The organism is Bradyrhizobium sp. LB14.3 (assembly GCF_040547985.1).
Taxonomy (GTDB): domain Bacteria; phylum Pseudomonadota; class Alphaproteobacteria; order Rhizobiales; family Xanthobacteraceae; genus Bradyrhizobium.
In genome coordinates, this window is record NZ_JBEPQT010000036.1 from 23961 (window position 1) to 42615 (window position 18655).

At 58.8% G+C, this 18655-nt stretch carries 12 protein-coding genes and 1 pseudogene; 8 read left to right on the top strand and 5 right to left on the bottom strand.

The annotated features are described in order from the left end of the window. Position 1 precedes the first annotated feature (1 nt). From nodI to ABIB00_RS35010, 8 genes and pseudogenes are all read left to right on the top strand, one after another. Positions 2 to 916: a nodulation factor ABC transporter ATP-binding protein NodI gene (gene nodI / locus ABIB00_RS34975; RefSeq protein ID WP_247822188.1), complete on the top strand. Its 915-nt coding sequence runs from the start codon at positions 2 to 4 to the stop codon at positions 914 to 916. Between the two features lie 3 nt (positions 917 to 919). Continuing rightward, a complete protein-coding gene (locus ABIB00_RS34980) occupies positions 920 to 1708 on the top strand; it encodes an ABC transporter permease (protein ID WP_354107493.1) in 789 nt (262 codons plus the stop codon). A 196-nt stretch (positions 1709 to 1904) separates the two neighbouring features. Continuing rightward, the gene (locus ABIB00_RS34985) at positions 1905 to 3911 is read left to right on the top strand and encodes a carbamoyltransferase family protein (RefSeq protein ID WP_354107494.1); all 2007 of its coding nucleotides are present in this window, start codon (positions 1905 to 1907) and stop codon (positions 3909 to 3911) included. Between the two features lie 146 nt (positions 3912 to 4057). Beyond that, entirely contained in the window at positions 4058 to 5086 is a 1029-nt protein-coding gene (locus ABIB00_RS34990; protein ID WP_502917926.1) for a nodulation protein NodZ, read from the top strand. Positions 5087 to 6084: 998 nt separating this feature from the next. Beyond that, positions 6085 to 6852, top strand: coding sequence for an SDR family NAD(P)-dependent oxidoreductase (locus ABIB00_RS34995; protein ID WP_354107508.1), 768 nt, complete (start codon positions 6085 to 6087; stop codon positions 6850 to 6852). Positions 6853 to 7043: 191 nt separating this feature from the next. Further along, entirely contained in the window at positions 7044 to 8885 is a 1842-nt protein-coding gene (nifA, locus tag ABIB00_RS35000; protein WP_354107496.1) for a nif-specific transcriptional activator NifA, read from the top strand. Positions 8886 to 9289: 404 nt separating this feature from the next. Further along, a complete protein-coding gene (locus ABIB00_RS35005) occupies positions 9290 to 10159 on the top strand; it encodes an electron transfer flavoprotein subunit beta/FixA family protein (RefSeq protein WP_354107497.1) in 870 nt (289 codons plus the stop codon). A 52-nt stretch (positions 10160 to 10211) separates the two neighbouring features. Continuing rightward, positions 10212 to 10963: pseudogene (locus tag ABIB00_RS35010) on the top strand (IS5 family transposase). A 510-nt stretch (positions 10964 to 11473) separates the two neighbouring features. Here the strand turns inward: ABIB00_RS35010 and ABIB00_RS35015 are convergent. The 5 genes from ABIB00_RS35015 to ABIB00_RS35035 form a co-directional block, all read right to left on the bottom strand. Then, entirely contained in the window at positions 11474 to 12823 is a 1350-nt protein-coding gene (locus ABIB00_RS35015; RefSeq protein ID WP_354107498.1) for an MFS transporter, read from the bottom strand. Positions 12824 to 13283: 460 nt separating this feature from the next. Next, on the bottom strand, positions 13284 to 15110 hold the full coding sequence (gene glmS / locus ABIB00_RS35020) for a glutamine--fructose-6-phosphate transaminase (isomerizing) (RefSeq protein ID WP_354107499.1): 1827 nt from the start codon (positions 15108 to 15110) through the stop codon (positions 13284 to 13286). A gap of 219 nt (positions 15111 to 15329) precedes the next feature. Further along, positions 15330 to 16307 (bottom strand): GDP-L-fucose synthase, encoded by a 978-nt coding sequence (gene fcl, locus ABIB00_RS35025; protein WP_354107500.1) that lies wholly within the window; start codon positions 16305 to 16307, stop codon positions 15330 to 15332. After that, positions 16288 to 17373 (bottom strand): GDP-mannose 4,6-dehydratase, encoded by a 1086-nt coding sequence (gene gmd, locus ABIB00_RS35030; RefSeq protein WP_354107501.1) that lies wholly within the window; start codon positions 17371 to 17373, stop codon positions 16288 to 16290. The genes fcl and gmd overlap by 20 nt, the downstream gene beginning before the upstream one ends. Before the next feature lie 233 nt (positions 17374 to 17606). Continuing rightward, a complete protein-coding gene (locus tag ABIB00_RS35035) occupies positions 17607 to 17945 on the bottom strand; it encodes a hypothetical protein (RefSeq protein WP_354107502.1) in 339 nt (112 codons plus the stop codon). Positions 17946 to 18655: the final 710 nt, after the last annotated feature.

Sequence of the window (18655 nt, forward strand, 5' to 3'; positions counted from 1 at the left end):
AATGTCAGCTGCGGCAGTCGACCTTTTCCAGGTGAGTAAGTTCTACGACGACAGGGTCGTCGTGGACGCTCTTTCGTTTACGGTCTCGCCGGGAGAGTGCTTCGGTCTGCTGGGACCAAACGGCGCGGGTAAAAGCACGCTTGCGCGTTTGATTCTGGGTGTTGCATCGCCCGACGCAGGTAAGATATGCGTGCTCGGCGAGCCGGTGCCGGCAAGGGCGCGCTTGGCGCGCCGGGGGATCGGGGTTGTCCCACAGTTCGATAACCTTGATCTTCAGCTCACGGTGCGCGAAAACTTGCTCGTTTTCGGGCGCTACTTCGCCATGAGCGCGGCTGAGGTGGAAGCGGTCACGCCGTCACTGCTCGAATTCGCGCGCCTGGAGAACAAGGCGGATGCCCGCGTTGCCGAACTGTCCGGCGGCATGAAGCGGCGCCTGACGTTGGCACGGGCCCTCATTAACGATCCGCAGCTCTTGGTGCTTGATGAGCCGACGACCGGCCTCGATCCGCACGGCCGTCACCTGATTTGGGAGCGCTTGCGCTCGTTATTAGGGCGCGGCAAAACGATCCTTCTCACCACCCACTTCATGGAAGAGGCGGAGCGATTGTGCGACCGCCTGTGCGTGCTCGAGCACGGCCGTAAGATCGCCGAAGGTCAGCCTCGCGCGCTGATCGAGCAGCAGATCGGCTGCCAAGTGATCGAGATTTACGGCGGTAACCCGCACGAACTGCTGCCGCTGGTCAGACCCCAAGTGCAGCGCGCTGAGGTGAGCGGGGAGACGCTGTTCTGCTATGTCACGGATCCAGAGCAGGTGCGCCTCCGGCTTGTCAACCGCACGGATCTGCGCTTTCTGCAGCGTCCTCCAAATCTCGAGGATGTGTTCTTGCGGCTAACCGGGCGAGAGATAAAGGACTGAACGATGTGGCAACGTTTTGCGCCGGCGCTCCCTGCTAATCCATGGAACTGGATGGCGGTATGGCGCCGCAATTTTCTGGTCTGGCGGAAAGTTGCTCTGGCGTCGGTCCTTGGGAATCTGGCCGAGCCAATGAGCTCTCTGTTCGGCCTCGGTTTTGGCCTTGGAATGATCATAGGTGGTGTTGAGGGCACCTCATACGTCTCGTTTCTGGCGGCTGGCATGGTTGCCACAAGCGCGATGGTCTCCGCAACCTTCGAAACGATCTATGCGGCTTACGCTCGCATGCAGACAAATTGCACTTGGGAGGCAGTGCTCTGTACGCCCCTTACGCTCGGCGATATTGTGCTCGGTGAAGTGGCATGGGCAGCGAGCAAGGCCTTGCTCGCCGGGACCGCAATCACGATTGTGGCCGTCGCGCTGGGTTACGCAGAGTGGTCATCCATCCCCTATGCGTTGCCAGCCATCGCCCTCACTGGCGTGACTTTCGCGAGCCTCGCAATGGTCGTTTCAGCACTTGCACCGAGCCACGACTATTTCATCTTCTACCAGTCGCTCATTCTTACGCCCATGATGTATTTGAGCGGGACGATCTTCCCAATGAGCCAGTTGCCCGGTCCATTGCAACGCATCGCGGCCTTATTGCCGCTGAGTCATTCGGTCGATCTCATTCGTCCAGCAATGCTTGGTCGTCCGGTTGACAGCGTCGGATTGCATGTGGGCGCACTTTGCATCTACGCAGCATTTCCCTTCCTCGTCTCGGCCGTGCTGCTTCGGCAGCGCCTGATGCGGTGAGAGGAATAAGATCTAAAGCGAAGCATCGCGTGTGCGAAATGAGATATCGGGCTTAGCGAACTTCCAATCGCGTGCGAAGCTTAAATGTCTCGTCAGCTAGCGATGCCTGATCGGCCCCGCCGGGACGTGCGGCCTACTCCAAAATCAAGCGACACGAAATAGGCCAACAGGCCTCTCAGGATTAACGGAGAACAAGATGCTGTGTCTAGGATTGAGTGGCGGCCTCGACAAGGTCTACGAAAACCCCCTTGGACTACCGGACACGTTTCTGCACGACGGCGCCGCGGTACTTGTCAAGGACGGGCGCGTGATCGCTGCCGTGGAGGAGGAGCGCCTCAACCGGATCAAACACTCAAACAAGCTCCCGAGCAGTGCGATCGAATACTGTCTTGCAGCCGCGGGTGTGGAGCTTCGCGACGTCGATCGTATTGCGTTCTACGCTACTGAAGCCTATTGCAATGCAATGCTGGAACGGTTGTTCATCTCACAACCGGAAATCTCAATTCCTCTAGATGCGAATCTGCTGCTGCGGCACCTTCTAGCCACGGAGTTCGGTACCCAAGTGGATTCTTCCCGGGTGTCATTCGTAGGCCACCATCAGGCCCACGCCGTGAGCGCTCTGGCCATGTCGGGTTTTGAAGAAAGCCTGGTCCTCGCGATCGACGGTTGTGGCGACTTCCTGTCGGGTCTCTTGGCTGTCGGGTCAGGCAGCGAAATGACCGAGCTTATGACGTTTCCAGAGAATAACTCTCTCGGACTGTTTTATCTGGAGACGATCCGATATCTCGGCTACGGCCTGTTCGACGAGTATAAGGTTATGGGACTGGCTCCTTACGGAGATGCCGCACGCTATCGCGAGCTCTTTTCGCAATTTTATGAGCTCTCCGCAAACGGACGCTACCGCGTTCACCTCGAACGTATCGGCCCGGCATTGCTGCGCAGTATCGAGGTTCGGCGAAGGGGAATGCCGTTCACCCAACAGCATCGAGACGTGAGCGCATCGTTGCAGGAGGCGCTGGAGCGGATCGTGTTTCATATTCTTCGGCATTACCGTGAGTCGACCGGAATGAAACGGTTGTGCCTCGCTGGGGGGGTGGCCCACAACTGCACGCTGAACGGAAAACTCCTGTATTCAGGCCTGTTCGACGACATCTTCGTGCAGCCGGCCGCGCATGACGCCGGATGCGCATTGGGCGCGGCACTGATGGTGTCGAACGAGGCCGGGCAACCGGCGCCCCGCGAGCGATTACAGTCGGTCTATTGGGGGCCAGATGTCGGCAGCGACGACAGCATCGAACAGGAACTGAAGGGATGGGCCGGACACCTCGAGATTGAGCGGACCGCTGACGTCGCAACCAGGGCAGCCGAGTGGATGGCTGATGGCGCCGTGATCGGGTGGGTACAGGGCCGGTCGGAGTTCGGCCCTCGTGCGCTCGGCAACCGCAGTATTCTTGCGGACCCGAGGCCCGCGGCGAACAAGGACCGGATCAATGCGATGGTCAAGAAGCGCGAGAGTTATCGACCATTTGCGCCATCGGTTCTGGAGGAGGATGCGGGCGCGTTCTTTGAGCTGCCGGATGGTCGCGCAGAATACCCCTTCATGAATTTCGTCGTTCGCGTGCGTGAATCCAAGCGTGCTTTGCTGGGCGCGATCACGCATATCGATGGTACGGCTCGGCTGCAAACGGTTTCCCGCACGAACAATGCCTCCTATTGGGAACTCATCAACGCGTTCAAGAGCCGGACCGGCGTCCCGATTTTGCTTAATACGTCGTTCAACAACAATGCCGAACCGATCGTAGATTCCGTTGCCGATGCGATTACGGCGTTTTTGTCGACCGAGCTTGATGGCCTTGTGGTCGGTTCATTCCTCGTCAAAAAGCGGGCGACAACGCTCGAAAGCTGGACTGCACTCGCAGTATCGCTGCCGCCCCATGTATCTCTTTACCGGGTTCGGGCTCATGCGGGCCGAGAACGCCAGGAGACGGTCTGCGAGATCCGCATGGGTCACTCCAGCCAGGACAGCGTGCGCATCTCGCATGACCTGTTCGACATGCTGATGCAAATTGAGAAGGAAGCTGTTCTTGCCGATCTTCTCGCCAGGGTCACCTCTGACAGGACTAGGCGAGAAGCTCTCGTGAACGAACTGCGCGGGCTCTGGGATCTGCGCCGTATTCGGCTGCATCCGTCACAGACTCCGTGATCGAAAAAAGGTGAGCAATGCGCAAGAGGGCTCTTTGGAGGCCTCTTGCATAACTTGCCAATCGCGGTGCCGTGGAGGAGGGCTTGCAGGTTGTTTGCCTTGCGTCTAGGTGACCAGCCGTCCATTGGCGTGGATCGGGATCGCAGATGCTAGGTGCGCCACACAAAACTGATCTTGCGCAACGAGAAGGGCTTGATAACTTGACCAAGGAACGCTTTGTTATTTCTCGGAGGCGTACCGGCTTTGGTGACTGCCTCTGGTCGCTGGCGTCAGCCTGGTCGTACGCGCAGCGGACCGGGCGGACGCTCGTCGTTGACTGGCGCGGTTCCTGCTACATCGACCGACCGTTCAGCAACGCCTTTCCGGTGTTCTTCGAGCCGGTTGAGGACATCGCTGGGGTACCGGTGATTTGCGACGACCGGATCAACCAGCTCTCGTTTCCCGGACCGTTCTTCCCGCGGTGGTGGAATAGGCCATCGATCGACTGCATCGATCGTCCGGATGAGCAGATCTTCCGGGAACGTGACGAACTGACCGAGTTGTTCCAGGCAAGAGAAGATAACGCAGCCAACACCATTGTCTGTGACGCCTGCCTGATGTGGCGTTGTGGCGAGGCAGCCGAACGACTGATCTTTCGGAGCATCAAGCTCAGGTCTGAGATTCAAGCGCGGATCGACGCCTTGTATGAGGAACACTTTAGCGGCCATAGCATCATTGGCGTTCATGTTCGGCACGGCAATGGCGAAGATATCATGGAGCATGCGCCGTACTGGGCCAATTCGGAGCTCGCCCTTCGTCAGGTTTGCATGGCAATCCGTAAAGCCAAGGCTTTGCCATATCCAAAGCCTGTAAAGGTCTTCCTTTGCACGGACAGTGCACAGGTGCTCGAGCGCCTATCGGGTCTGTTTCCCGATGTCTTCGCCGTACCAAAGCGTTTCCAGGCCGATCGGGCAGGGCCGTTGCATAGTGCGGAAATGGGAATTGAAGGTGGAGCTTCCGCTCTGATCGATATGTATCTTCTTGCGCGATGCGCTACCGTGATCCGCTTTCCCCCCACCAGCGCCTTCACGCGCTATGCCCGTCTGCTCGTGCCACGGATTATTGAATTCGACCAGAGCAATCCGGAGCGCTTGACCATGATCGATAATCCATACGAGCATTTCGCGGCTTCCTGAAGCGCCAGGATCTGCGCCTGAACAATGGTGGGCTAGATCATCGGTCTGATACTGTTGGCTTCGACACGATCGAGTTTCGCAACGTGTCGCGGGAACGTTGGATGGCGACTTCCGTCCCGCAAGCGACGGCTGACCGGCGTACTACCACAGATGCGGTGCGTGGGTGGGCGAACGCCTGAGAAGCGTAAGGCCAATGCCAGCGGGCGCCGGCGGCCTTGCCCCCCAATGCTTCGGGCCCTCCGGTGTAACTCGAGTCGCAAGGAAAGGTTATGGTTCTGTCATCCTCCCGCCGAGTCCGCCATCGTTAGCCAGACGGTGAAACGCACGCAATGGCGGTCCGGGTTGCCGAGGAAATCTGACGTAACAGACAGTCACGTCAGAATGTCCTAGCAGCAAGGAGGCGCGTCCGGTAGATGGATCGCCTTTGCTGGGCAACCCTTTTGCGGTCAGCTCGTTTTCTGGACGACGGCCTTGTTCATGCTCGCTCGCAGAGTCCTTTCGAACGGAGGTGTGATGAACGGCGCGGCCGGCGGCCAATCGATATTGCTCAAGAGCCGTATGTGCGGCCGCGCGTAACCAGGCCGAGAGCGACTTGGACGAACCGGTCATTGAATCCTGATCTCCGCCAAAGGCAGCTAATCTATCTTGTCCAGCGCGCATGACCCACAGACCACTCGTGGACTGGTGACGCAGTCAGCTCGCCATGGAAATCCCAGCCTCTCGGCTCGAAGACGTAGCGCACGCAGTGTGCAGCACCCGGGAGCTCGACGACAGCCATTGCTGCGGCGCTGCCGGTGTCGAAAAGCAAACAGGCCAGATGTTCGGAACCTGCCATTTGCGTCGTAAAAGCGCGTCACCTGTGCCCTGCATTGCTCTGGCCCAGATTTTGCTCTAGGTGCACAGGCGTGGGGAGCGGAAGGGAGTCGCGTGTGAATCTAGGTCTACCAGATGACAATGCGGTCGCAGCTCAATCGTCGGAAACGGGCCCTCGTGGTCCAATTCACGCCCATGGAGCGGGTCGTCCGCTGCGTGAGCGGAAGACGCTGGTATTGACCGGGGCATCGCGCGGTATCGGTCGCGCCACCGGAAGATTGTTTTCGGAAGCCGGTTGGCGCATCATTGCTTGCGCGCGCCAACCATTCGACGCGGTGCGCTGCCCATGGGACTCAGAGGGGGATAGCTATATCGAAGTCGACCTGAGCGATCATCGAACGCTACCGCGCGTGATTGCCCAGATAAAGGAGCGCCTTGCCGGCGCACCGCTGCAGGGACTGATAAACAATGCCGGAAACTCACCAAAAACGCCAAACGGTGCCCGGCTTACGTCGCTGGCGACCTCAGTCGATACCTGGATGAGCGTGTTCCACCTCAATCTGGTGGCGCCGATCCTGCTCGCTCAGGGTCTGTTCGATGAGCTAAAAGCGGCTTCAGGCTCGATCGTCAATGTGACTTCGATCGCCGGAGCGCGGGTGCATCCATTTGCAGGCACGGCATATGCCACGTCGAAAGCTGCGCTCGCTTGTCTCACGCGCGAAATGGCGCACGATTACGCCTCACATGGCATTCGCGTCAATGCGATCGCGCCCGGCGAAATCAAGACGGACATTTTGTCGCCTGACACGGAAGCGTATCTTGTGCCAAAGATTCCACTACGCCGGGTGGGTACACCCGAAGAGGTCGCCAAGGTCATTTTCTTCCTATGTTCAGATGCGGCAAGTTATGTCACTGGCGCCGAAGTGCCGATCAATGGCGGGCAACACTTGTGAGTGAATCCGTCCTGGCGAACCCGGCTAACTGAGCTTCATCGATGGAAGCCATGTTGGCCGGGGCGAATCCGCGAAGCGAGTTGGAAAGAATAAAGCGGAAAATCTAGTCACTGTAAGTGCTGCCGGCGTGCCATGACGAGGCGTCATCTCTCGCCCGCGCCCTGAGAACTGGATGTCAGATCGAGGCAGGCATGCAACACGAGTCTAACAAGTCCGATCGAGGTGATGGGGAGGATCCAGAAAAGAACGGAGAAGTCATTATGCTGGACAGCGTTTCCCTGCCCGAAAGACCAAACTCAACGTCCGACGCGGGCCCTTCCACTTCTGCGGGCCCCTCCGCTTCTATTCTGCCGTCGCAACAGAAATCGCTAAGCACGATCTTTGAAATAGTGCACACGCTCACTGGCCTATGCCGGCTCGAAGCCAAGCTGGCAAGCGTCATCGAGCGTCTGCCATCGCTTGTGCAGATGCGGCGCGGCATCGTATGTCTGTTCGAACATGACGGGGTGCCCGAGACCATCGTAGACGACGGCCGGAGCGAGGGGCGCGACGCGCGTCGCGGGGGGCGCTTGCCGCAAGGAGCAATTGATCAAATCGCGGCGACGGGGCGGCCGCTCATCGTCCAGAACGTAGCGCTGCATTCGATCTTCAGTTCTTCGGAAGTCGAGATGATGCTAGACGCCGCCGGTAATACGTGTGTTGCCTTCATCGGCGTTCCCATAGAGACCGACGAGAAAGTTGTGGGTACGCTGAGCATCGACCGCATCGCAGACAACGGGACGCATGCGCAGCTCGAGGACGACGTCCGCCTGCTGACGATGGTCGCAAGCCTTCTGGGCCAGACGGCGAAGCTACATTGCGTGCGCGATCGCGGGCGGCTTATGGACGAGGAGTTCCGGCTGCAGAAGCAGCCGTCGTCCGAGCTCAAGCCTCATGGGCCGGAGCGTAAGAAGGTCCACGTCGAGGGAATTATCGGCGATAGTCCGGCGTTGCGCGCGATGCTTGAGAAGATCGAGCTGATCGCAAAATCGAATAGCACGGTTCTGTTGCGTGGCGAATCGGGTACCGGCAAAGAGCTGGTCGCGAAGGCTATTCACGAGCGTTCAGCGCGCGCCAAACGCCCCTTTATCAAGCTGAATTGCGCAGCCCTCACCGAGACGGTGCTGGAATCCGAATTGTTCGGTCACGAGAAGGGGGCGTTTACGGGCGCATTCAACGCGCGCAAGGGTCGCTTCGAACTCGCGGACAGGGGAACGTTGTTTCTGGATGAGATTGGCGAGATCTCGGCGTCGTTCCAGGCGAAACTCCTGCGCGTGCTTCAGGAGCAGGAGTTCGAGCGCGTGGGCGGCAATCAGACGATCAAAGTCGATGTTCGCATGATTGCTGCCACCAACAAGAATCTTGAAGAGGCGGTGGCAAGCAAGGAGTTTCGTGCCGATCTCTATTATCGCATTAGCGTGGTTCCTCTGCTACTGCCGCCGCTGCGCAAAAGACGCACTGATATTCCGCTTCTGGCCGCTCGATTCTTGAAGAACTTCAACAATGAGAACGGCCGTGCTCTGGTCTTCGATTCGAGTGCGATTCACGTTCTTATGAATTGCGGATTTCCCGGTAATGTCCGTGAGCTGGAGAACTGTGTGCAGCGGACCGCGACCCTGGCGCACGGATCGTCAATCGCAAGAGACGATTTTGCCTGCTGGCACGGGCAATGCCTGTCGGCCACGCTATGGAAGTGCGGGCCGGAGCAAGTGGCGCGACAGCCGAGCCCGATAATCTCACTTCCCGCGAGGCTGAGCATGCCGCCGACACAAGCTGTGGCACACGTTCAGCCGGTCGGTAGCGAACTGACCCCGCTAGAGCCACCCGGCCGACCTAACATAGGTGCCGCCAAGGTCACAGATCGCGAGCGCGTAGTCGCGGCGATGGAAAGGTCCGGGTGGGTACAGGCCAAGGCGGCGCGCTTGCTTGGACTGACGCCGCGCCAGATTGGCTATGCCTTGAGAAGGCACGGTATCGAGATCAAGCGCTTCTGAATAAAGAGTCGGCTCGCCTCTCTCTCGATCGCCGGGCGCGGTAGGAGAGCGTGCGGAAGAGGCGGTACTCTGGTCCATGAAGCGGATACGAAACCGATGTGCGCTGCTTGGGGGGGGCATGCCGGGAGCGTAAGCCATCTTCGCGTCAGCCGCGTGCTGGTTATCGTCTGCTTGCAATGTATTCGCCCTATGAGAAATGATTAGATGTCGAAGTAGCGCAAGCGCGCCGTTTATGGCGCGACTCAGATGAGAGAGCTCACGTCCGCTTTACGCAGCTCGTCGCAGTCCCAACGGTCTCACCGTCAGTCGCCAGCCGTTGCATCCGTCTCTCATCGGCGAAATGCCTGGGGTGGTATGACAGTTGCTATTCGTGGGGAGCCTACTCAACATCTTAGGAGAAGCATATGCACAGCGTCGTCTGCATCAAACAGGTCCCCGACTCCGCACAAATCCGCGTGCATCCCGTCACGAATACGATCATGCGTCAGGGGGTACCGACAATCATCAACCCATATGATCTGTTCGCACTGGAAGCTGCGCTCGAGCTACGAGACAAGTTCGGCGGCGAAATCACTGTTCTGACAATGGGGCCGCCGTCGGCCGAAGAATCTCTTCGAAAGGCGCTGACATTTGGTGCCAATCGTGCTGTCCTGCTCACTGATCGTAGTTTCGCGGGCTCCGATACGCTGGCGACGAGTTACGCGCTGGCGTGCGCGATTCGCAATATCGGGAAGGAATATGGCCCAGCAGACGTCATATTTACTGGCAAGCAGACTATCGACGGCGATACAGCGCAGGTGGGACCTGGCATTGCAAAGAGGCTCGGGGTCCAGCAGCTTACTTATGTTTCCACAATCAAAGCGTTGGACTTCAAAGAACGCACGATCGATGCGGAACGGCGCTGCGAAGGAGGAGTCCAGGTGCTGCGTTCCAAGCTTCCTTGTCTCATCAGCTTGTTAGAGGCAAGCAATCAAATTCGTCGCGGTGCGATGATCGACGCTTTGCGTGCGGCCCGTGCCTCAATCGTAAAATGGAGCGCTCAAACTGCCGGCGTGGATGACATGGGCAAATGCGGTCTGAGGGGGTCGCCGACCGTGGTCAAGCGTGTCTTCGCGCCCTCCGCACGAGCGGAGAAGGCCACGTGGGTGGAAGCGGCCGAGCAGCCGGCGCAAGCGTTGATCGACGCCATGTTCAAGCGCAACCCTACGCTCGAGACGGAGCTCGCACAGCTTGCGCGCGGTACCTCATCCGCGCAAACTAGGGTCTGTACCTAATTAGCGAGTTCTGATTCCCTCGTGCCAAGTTGATTCGGCACGGGGGACTTCGATGCGCAAAGGACTGTTCTGGCTCAACGACAAGCAGTGGGCTCAGATAGAGCCGCATCTGCCAACGAACCAGACCGGCCCGGCGCGCGAAGACGATCGACGCATTATCAGCGGTATCATTCACATGCTCCAGTGCGGCGCACGCTGGCGCGATTGCCCGTCCGACTATGGCCCTTACACGACGATCTACAATCGGTTCAATCGCTGGGCGAAGCGCGGAGATTGGCAGGCGATCTTTGAAGCGCTCGCGCGCTGCGGCAAGGACCGAGTGGCTTTGTCGATCGACTCCACCTCGATCAAAGCGCATCGCTCGGCGAGCGGCGGAAAAGGGGGGAGTGTGAACAGGCGATCGGCCGCTCGCGCGGTGGGCGGACCACGAAAATCCACGCGCTGAGCGACCCTGATTGCAAACCTTGCGCATTTCATCTCACTCCGGGACAAGCCGCAGACATTGCCGCAGGGCCGGCCCTTTTGAAGCTCGCGCCGCCCATGTCTTCCCTCATTGGGGACAAAGGCTACGATGGCGACGGCTTTCGCGCCAAAATCGTCAATCGCGGCGCGAAACCCGTCATTCCAAACAAATCCAACCGGGTAACCCTCCACAGCTTCAGCAAGCGCCTCTATAAAGGGCGCAATGTTATCGAGCGCTGTTTCTGCCGGCTCAAGGATTTCAGGCGTGTTGCTACTCGCTACGACAAACTTGCCAGAAACTTCTTGGCCGCCGTCCACCTCGCCGCTTATTGGATCAATTGAGTCTGAACCCTAGTGGTGCGTGAAGTCGCCGCTGATCGAGCGGAGCCGGCGATGGCCTGGGTCGTGGTCATGCATTGGCCCGTCGCTCGGTGCACCAGGCACGATCAAGCTTTTCGATCGCTCGCTAAGGTTTTGCGAGCTGCGATACACCTGTCCACTGGGGAAATTCATGCAGCCTCAAGACGTGCCCCGGTAAGTTTGCTTGACAGCGCACGTGGAGCTCGCGCGAGGGATGTATCTCCCTCGCGCGAGCTCTGCCGTATTTCAAGTAACCGCAAAGTGCGAGCGTTATCATCGCGCCGCTCGACCACAGAACGAATCGAGCGTGGCGGTAGTGCTCAGCCATTCCCGATCAACATCAGCGCCGGGTCGTCCCGATACTGCTCGATGTTGCATAGGAAGAACCGTGACTCACAAAGTGACACGCGCACCACCGTGAGATCACCGCAAGCACCGCCACGCACCCCGTTCAGTTCAGTCTTGGACGTGAAGAACCCGGTGGGCGCGCTGCTAATGCGGGGTAAATTGCGGGCTTATGGCCCGGTTAGACCGCTCGGGTCGCGACAGCTTCGCAACTCTCTTGGTGTTTCCTGGATAAATCAGGAGTGCGGCGATAATGCCGAGAAAAGCTGCAAACATCAACCAAAAACCCGGTGAAGCCTTGTCGCCAGTCCGATCGATGAGCCAAGTCGATGCGAGCGGCGTAAAGGTGCCAAAGAGAGCTGCGGCGAGTGCGAAGGCCAAAGAAAAGCAGGTTGTGCGAACGTGCTTCGGCACGATTTCGACCAGAGCGCCCAACATGGCGCCGCTATAGGTGCCAAAGTAGAACGAGAACATCATTTCCACCAGCAGCATCCTGCCAAAGCTTGGGTCGGTCACAAGCCAAGACAACGCCGGATATACAGTCACCAAGGCAAGGCCGGCAATGGTCAGCAAGACCGGCTTCCGACCAATTCTGTCAGAAATCGCGCCGCCAATTGGGTTCCAGATGAAGTTGGTCACGGCGACCAAAAGCGTCACCAAGAGCGTGTTCTGCGAGGACAGCTGCAATACGTGCTTGCCAAACGTAGGCGTGTACACTGTGACGAAATAGAAGGCCGTGGTCGTCAGCATCGCGATCATCATGCCGAGAATGACGATGCGCCAGTTCGCAACTGTGGAGGCCAAGACTTCGCGGGCCGTTGGGTGGGTCTTCATGACCAGAAACTCCGGAGTCTCCTCCAGCGTCCGGCGCAGGAAGAAGATAAGCGGAACGATCAAGCAGCCAAGGAAGAATGGGATCCGCCAGCCCCAGGCAGCAACCATTTCGGCCGGAAGTGCTTCGCTCAAAAAATATCCGATAAGAGCCGCGACAAAGATCGCAACCTGCTGGCTTGAGGACTGAAACGATGTGTAAAAGCCGCGGTTGCCCGGAGTGGCAATCTCGGAGAGGTAGACGGAAACGCCGCCAACCTCAACGCCGGCAGAAAAGCCCTGCAACAGCCGTCCGAACAGCACGATCGCGGGTGCGGCAATGCCGATGGTTGCATAGCCCGGACAAAACGCGATGATGACGGTGCCAATAGCCATGATCGAAAGCGTGATGATCAGGCCTTGCCGACGGCCAATCTGGTCAATATAGGCTCCAAGCACAATCGCGCCAACAGGTCGCATCAAGGCCCCCAGCCAGAACACACCGAAAGTGTTAAGCAGTGAAGCGGTTTCGCTTCCTGATGGAAAGAACGCGTTCCCGATGGCACTGGCGTAGAACCCGAACAAGAAGAAGTCGAACTGCTCGAGGAAGTTGCCGCTCGTCGCACGTAAGATGGCGCCAATGCGCGATTTGGCATTTGACGCTTGCGCGATGGACGCTGGTGACATGGTGAGTTTCCTCTCGGTTTGAAATGGCCGGTTTCGGAGAAAATCTCACGCCAGCCGAGTGCAGTTTCACGGCCGCGAATCTGCCATCAGGGCACTATCGACCAACCCGTAAGCGCCTGACGTTTCCGGCATATTTTCGGCAACTGCCGCAAAACTTGCACAGGTTTTCGGGCGTTATTCCGCTCGCGCCGCAGGAGTGACTCTCAAGCTCCTGAAACGTCGGGCAATTCTCGGTGACAAGGTTGTTGTCTGTGGCGTGGCAAAATTTCTCATCGAGCGCACCGACATGCAATGAAAGGAAGGGCGAGATGCGTGGCATACGAGCGGCAGGGAAGAGCTCCGTGAGATGTCGTGCTAGAACAGCTCGCGAGCCTGCGATTTGGGCCGAGGTGCGTTTTTGACAGAGGCTTGTGCGCATTCGGTATCTGACCTCGACAAATGCAGGTCGCGTCACCTTGCCTCATTCGACGGTTACCGATTTCGCGAGATTTCGGGGTTGGTCGACGTCCGTGCCCATCAGGGTGGCCGTGTGGTAGGCCAAAAGCTGCACCGGAATGGCATAGACAATCGACGCAAATGTCGTACCCATCTCCGGCAGCACAATCGTCGCGAGTGAATCCATGGATACCTCTGCGGCTCCCCGGGCGTCCGTTATCAGGATAATCTTGCCGCCGCGTGCGGCGACCTCCTGCATGTTAGAGATGGTCTTTTCGAACACCCGGTCGCAGGGAGCAATGACGACTACGGGAACGCTCTCGTCGATCAAGGCGATCGGGCCGTGCTTGAGCTCTCCGGCCGCATAGCCCTCGGCGTGAATGTAGGAGATCTCCTTCAGCTTCAGCGCCCCCTCCAAGGCCAGTGGAAACGACGTGCCGCGACCAAGATATAGCACGTCACGCGATTTGGCGATGTCGCGTGCGAGCTTCTCGATCTGCGGCTCGCTGGCAAGCGCCACTGTAACTAGTCGCGGAATTTCGATCAGCGCTCGCACGAGATCGACCTCGTCGCTCCCCTGCAATTCACCGCGCGCCTTGCCCGCAGCGACCGCCAGCGCGGCCAGGACCACGAGCTGGCATGTGAACGCCTTGGTCGAGGCAACGCCGATTTCAGGTCCGGCGAATGTCTGCAACACCGTCCCGCTTTCGCGCGCAATGGTCGAACTCAGTACGTTCACGATCGAGAGGGTATGCAGGCCTTGCGATTTGGCATACCGGAGCGCGGCCAGCGTATCGGCCGTCTCGCCCGACTGCGAGATGAAGATGGCAAGATTTCCCTTGCGCATCGGCGCCTCACGATACCGAAATTCGGAGGCGACATCGAGCTCGACCGGAATACGAGCCAGCCGCTCGAACCAGTATTTGGCGATATGGCCGGCGTAGGCTGCCGTACCACAAGCAGCGATCGAGATATGTCCGATCTCGTTGAAGTCGAACGGAAGCTCCTGCGGCAGTGCCACGCTCTCGGTGGCGATATCGACGTAATGCGCCAGCGTCTGCCCGATCACCTCTGGCTGTTCGTGGATTTCCTTCGCCATGAAGTGGCGGTAGTTTGCTTTGTCGACGAGAACCGACGACGCGCCAGATTTCATCACCTCCCGGCGGACAACCGTGCCTTGTGCGTCGTAGACCACGCTGAAGTTGCGGTTGAGCACAGCCCAATCGCCGTCCTCAAGGTAGGTGATCAAGCCGGTCAGGGGCGCGAGCGCGATGGCATCCGATCCGAGATACATTTCGCCTTCGCCATGCCCGATCGCGAGTGGTGAGCCCTTGCGCGCACCGATCATGAGGTCGTGTTGACCCTTGAACAGGATTGCAAGCGCAAATGCGCCGACTAGCCGCGGCAGCGACGCTTTTACTGCCTCCTGCGGCGAGCAGCCATCTTTCAGATAAAAGTCGATGAGATGCGTCACCACCTCGGTGTCTGTTTCAGAGGCGAAACAGGCACCATGCTGTTTTAGCTCCGCTCGCAGCTCGCGAAAATTCTCGATTATGCCGTTATGGACGACTGCAACATTGTCCGTTGCATGCGGATGAGCATTGTGCTCCGTCGGCTTGCCATGAGTAGCCCAGCGCGTGTGCCCAATCCCGACATGGCCTGAGAGCGGATGGCAGCGAACGCGTGTCTCAAGGTTCCTCAGCTTGCCCTCGGCGCGTCGAAGCTCGATATGATTTCCTTTGAGCGTCCCGATGCCCGCTGAGTCATAGCCGCGATATTCCAGTCGCTTCAGTGAATCGATGAGACGATCTGCGACCGGACCGCGCCCCAAGATGCCGACAATTCCGCACATTGATCAGTTTACCTCAAGTTCAAAACAGACCGTCGCGCAAAGGCGCGCGTGACCAATTCGCTCGCTATAGTTATCGGCCAGTCTAGCCGTGCCTGCCCTTCATCGGGCACGCGGCACCCCGAGGTGCGCGAGCTCCAAGCAACACGTGGAGCCCTGTCGAATTCACCGGAAGATCCTAAAGCAACTTTCTGGCAATCGCACAGTGAGCGCCGTCAGCAGTTAGCAGCTGCATGAGTGTCTCGTTTTGTCCGATGTACCCGATACCGCCAAGAAGGCCTGGTAGGTCTGCCGCATTCCATCTACAAGCGATGTCCTGGCGCGCCAGCCGAGGCTGGCGAGACGACTGACGTCGAGCAGCTTGCGCGGCGTGCCGTCGGGGCGCGAGGTGTCGAAGGCGATCTCGCCGCCGTAACCGACGACCTCAGCCACGACCCGCGCGAACTCGGCGATAGTGATGTCCTCGCCGGTGCCGATATTGACAAGGTCCGCGCTCGAATAGCTCTTCATCAGGTGCACGCAGGCATCCGCCATGTCGTCGACATAGAGGAGCTCGCGCCGCGGCGTGCCGGTGCCCCACACGGCAACGCTCGTTGCGCCCGCGACCTTGGCCTCGTGGAAGCGGCGGATCAGCGCGGCAACGACATGGCTCAATTCGGGATGATAATTATCGCCGGGACCATAGAGATTGGTCGGCATCACATTGATAAAGTCGCTGCCATACTGGCTGCGATAGGCCTCCGCCATCTTGATCCCGGCGATTTTTGCAATTGCATAAGGCTCGTTAGTCGGCTCCAGCGGGCCGGTCAGTACGCAGTCCTCACGCAAGGGCTGGGGGGCGTGCTTCGGGTAGATGCAGGACGAGCCCAGAAACATCAGCTTCTCGGCGCCGTTCTGATGCGCGGCCTGGATCACGTTGGCCGCGATCGCGATGTTGTCGTAGATGAATTCGGCGCGCAGCGTGTTGTTGGCAGCGATGCCGCCCACCTTTGCCGCGGCGAGGAAGATCACCTGCGGCCGCGTCTTCGCGAACCAGTCGAACACTGCCGCCTGGTTGCACAGATCGACCTCGCGCCGGTCCACGGTGACGAGCCTGACGTCCTCCCGCGCCAGCCGACGCGCAATCGCGCTGCCGACCATGCCACGATGGCCAGCGACGTAGACGCTCTTGCCCTTCAGCTCAAACAGTGCGCTTGCCATGGGCCGCCTCCCGTTGTGCTTCCGCCAGATCGCTTGCCATCATCTCCTCGACGAGCTGGGCAAAGCTGCGCTTCGGCTTCCAGCTGAGCACCTGATGCGCCTTGCGGGCGTCGCCGACCAGGAGATCGACCTCGGTCGGACGGAAATAGGTCTGATCGATCTTCACCACCGTCTTGCCGCTCTTGGTATCGATGCCGGTCTCGTCGACACCGGCGCCGCGCCATTCGATCCGGCGGCCAACCTGCGCAAAGGACAGCTCGACCATCTCGCGCACCGAGTGCATCTCGCCGGTCGCCAGCACGAAGTCGTCGGGCTTGTCGGCCTGAAGGATCATGTGCATGCCCTCGACATAATCCCTGGCATGGCCCCAGTCGCGCTTGGCCGAGAGATTGCCGAGATAGAGCGTCTCCTCCAGCCCGACCTCGATACGGGCGACAGCGCGCGTGATCTTGCGGGTCACAAACGTCTCGCCGCGGATCGGGCTCTCGTGGTTGAACAGGATGCCGTTACTGGCGAACATGCCGTAGGCTTCGCGGTAGTTCACCGTGATCCAGTAGCCGTAGAGCTTCGCCACGCCATAGGGCGAGCGCGGATAGAACGGCGTGGTCTCCTTCTGCGGGATCTCCTGAACGAGGCCGTAGAGCTCGGAGGTCGAGGCCTGGTAGAACCGGGTCTCCTTCTCCATGCCGAGGATGCGGATCGCCTCGAGCAGCCGCAGTACGCCGATCCCATCGGCATTGGCGGTGTATTCGGGGCTCTCGAAACTCACGGCGACATGGCTCTGGGCGGCGAGATTGTAGATCTCGGTCGGCTGGATCTGCTGCACCAGGCGGATCACATTGGTCGAGTCCGTCATGTCGCCGTAGTGCATCAGGAACGGCACGTCCCCGAGATGCGGGTCCTGGTAGAGATGGTCGACCCGCGCAGTGTTGAACGAGGACGAGCGCCGCTTGATGCCGTGCACGACATAGCCGAGCGACAGCAGATGTTCGGCGAGATAGGCGCCGTCCTGTCCAGTCACGCCGGTGATTAGAGCGACCCGTCGTTTGCTCTCTTGGTTTGACAAATTGTTGCTCTGCGCAGGCTAATGTCGGTTCCCGATCGACGACGTCAATCGCGTCTGGCCTCTTCGAATGCGGAAGCGTCACGCTCTCGAACTGCCCAGTTCTGGACTCTGTATAGGCATTGCATCAATCGCTCAACTGTACGGAGGTAACCTTCCACATCGAAAGGGTTTTGAAGGACTATACGAAAGTTTGTTGTCTGGAAAATTGCGCTCAGGCTTCGTCAAGCGTTTCTCTATTGCGTGGGTGCGACTAATGAAATTGCGGCGCGGATGGGAGGTAAGCAGACCCGTTTGGCCAAGAAGCGTTCCACAGTCCCTGCGTGGTCAACTCGCGCGTTGAGCCAGCGAGTTTCCCTCATTTCCTGTCCTTGCGTAAGAGTTTTCCAGTCTTGCTGTTCATCCAGTGCAATCGCGAGCAAAGCCGGGCAAACAAAGCGTTGAGATTCGTTCTCTGTCGCGCAGTACTTATCATCATCGATCCATCTCTGGACAATCAACTTGATGATCTGGCAGACAAAAGTGAAGGCGCATACTGTCTCTGTGCTGTTTGAGTTCACAGAAAAGCGCTGCATGAACGAGGCCAGTGCTATATGGGATCTCAAGGGGTTTATCGCGACGATCACTGTGCCCTGTGCCCCCGAAGGACGAATTCAGGCGAAAAGCATCTGCGGTTCATTGCTCGCGAGTGGCCACGGACCAACAACAATGGTGCGTCTAGCGCGCGGACGATATGGCTCTGAAGGTCAGTGCTCGGTTCGGCGACCATTCCGCCGGGGTCTTTTCCGCGCTCGCAAGCATGTCTTTGGACCGGCGGCACTATGACCAGGCAAAGCCCGCATGTGCGTGAACAAGCCGCCTTGAACACGTGCCGCTGTCATTGAAACTGGCGGTTTGCTGGTCCCGAGCGCCCCTTCTCTAATCGATGCCCGCGGCAAAGTCCCGGTTCTTGAGCAAGCTTTGGGGACACCAGCCTGAGCTGACGGATCAACTGCGTTCTACTTCGATTATCACATTTGAGTTGCAGCCTCTCGGCAGAAACAAGTCGGATGAGCTGCTCGTGGAGAGGTCGATCCGGGCCTTTAAACCACGTGCTCCCCGCTCGAATGCGCCGAAAGCAGCGTAAGTTTTAGAGGCGCGCCCTCGAAATGGATCGCCGGCTTATCGGGTTCGAACGCGGGTGTTGCCCTCAATCGAGGTGCCGAGATCAATCTTCAGTCGCTCGCGGGTCTAAACTTTCACATCATTTCTGTTCCAAGGCGCTCACATGAGCTTCTCAATACTC

Bases quoted from the DNA above. Each gene is read 5' to 3' on its own strand.
- nodI (WP_247822188.1), top strand. From the start codon at position 2: ATGTCAGCTGCGGCAGTCGACCTTTTCCAGGTGAGTAAGTTCTACGAC.
- ABIB00_RS34980 (WP_354107493.1), top strand. From the start codon at position 920: ATGTGGCAACGTTTTGCGCCGGCGCTCCCTGCTAATCCATGGAACTGG.
- ABIB00_RS34985 (WP_354107494.1), top strand. From the start codon at position 1,905: ATGCTGTGTCTAGGATTGAGTGGCGGCCTCGACAAGGTCTACGAAAAC.
- ABIB00_RS34990 (WP_502917926.1), top strand. From the start codon at position 4,058: ATGCTAGGTGCGCCACACAAAACTGATCTTGCGCAACGAGAAGGGCTT.
- nifA (WP_354107496.1), top strand. From the start codon at position 7,044: ATGCAACACGAGTCTAACAAGTCCGATCGAGGTGATGGGGAGGATCCA.
- ABIB00_RS35005 (WP_354107497.1), top strand. From the start codon at position 9,290: ATGCACAGCGTCGTCTGCATCAAACAGGTCCCCGACTCCGCACAAATC.
- ABIB00_RS35015 (WP_354107498.1), bottom strand. From the start codon at position 12,823: ATGTCACCAGCGTCCATCGCGCAAGCGTCAAATGCCAAATCGCGCATT.
- glmS (WP_354107499.1), bottom strand. From the start codon at position 15,110: ATGTGCGGAATTGTCGGCATCTTGGGGCGCGGTCCGGTCGCAGATCGT.
- fcl (WP_354107500.1), bottom strand. From the start codon at position 16,307: ATGGCAAGCGCACTGTTTGAGCTGAAGGGCAAGAGCGTCTACGTCGCT.
- ABIB00_RS35035 (WP_354107502.1), bottom strand. From the start codon at position 17,945: ATGCAGCGCTTTTCTGTGAACTCAAACAGCACAGAGACAGTATGCGCC.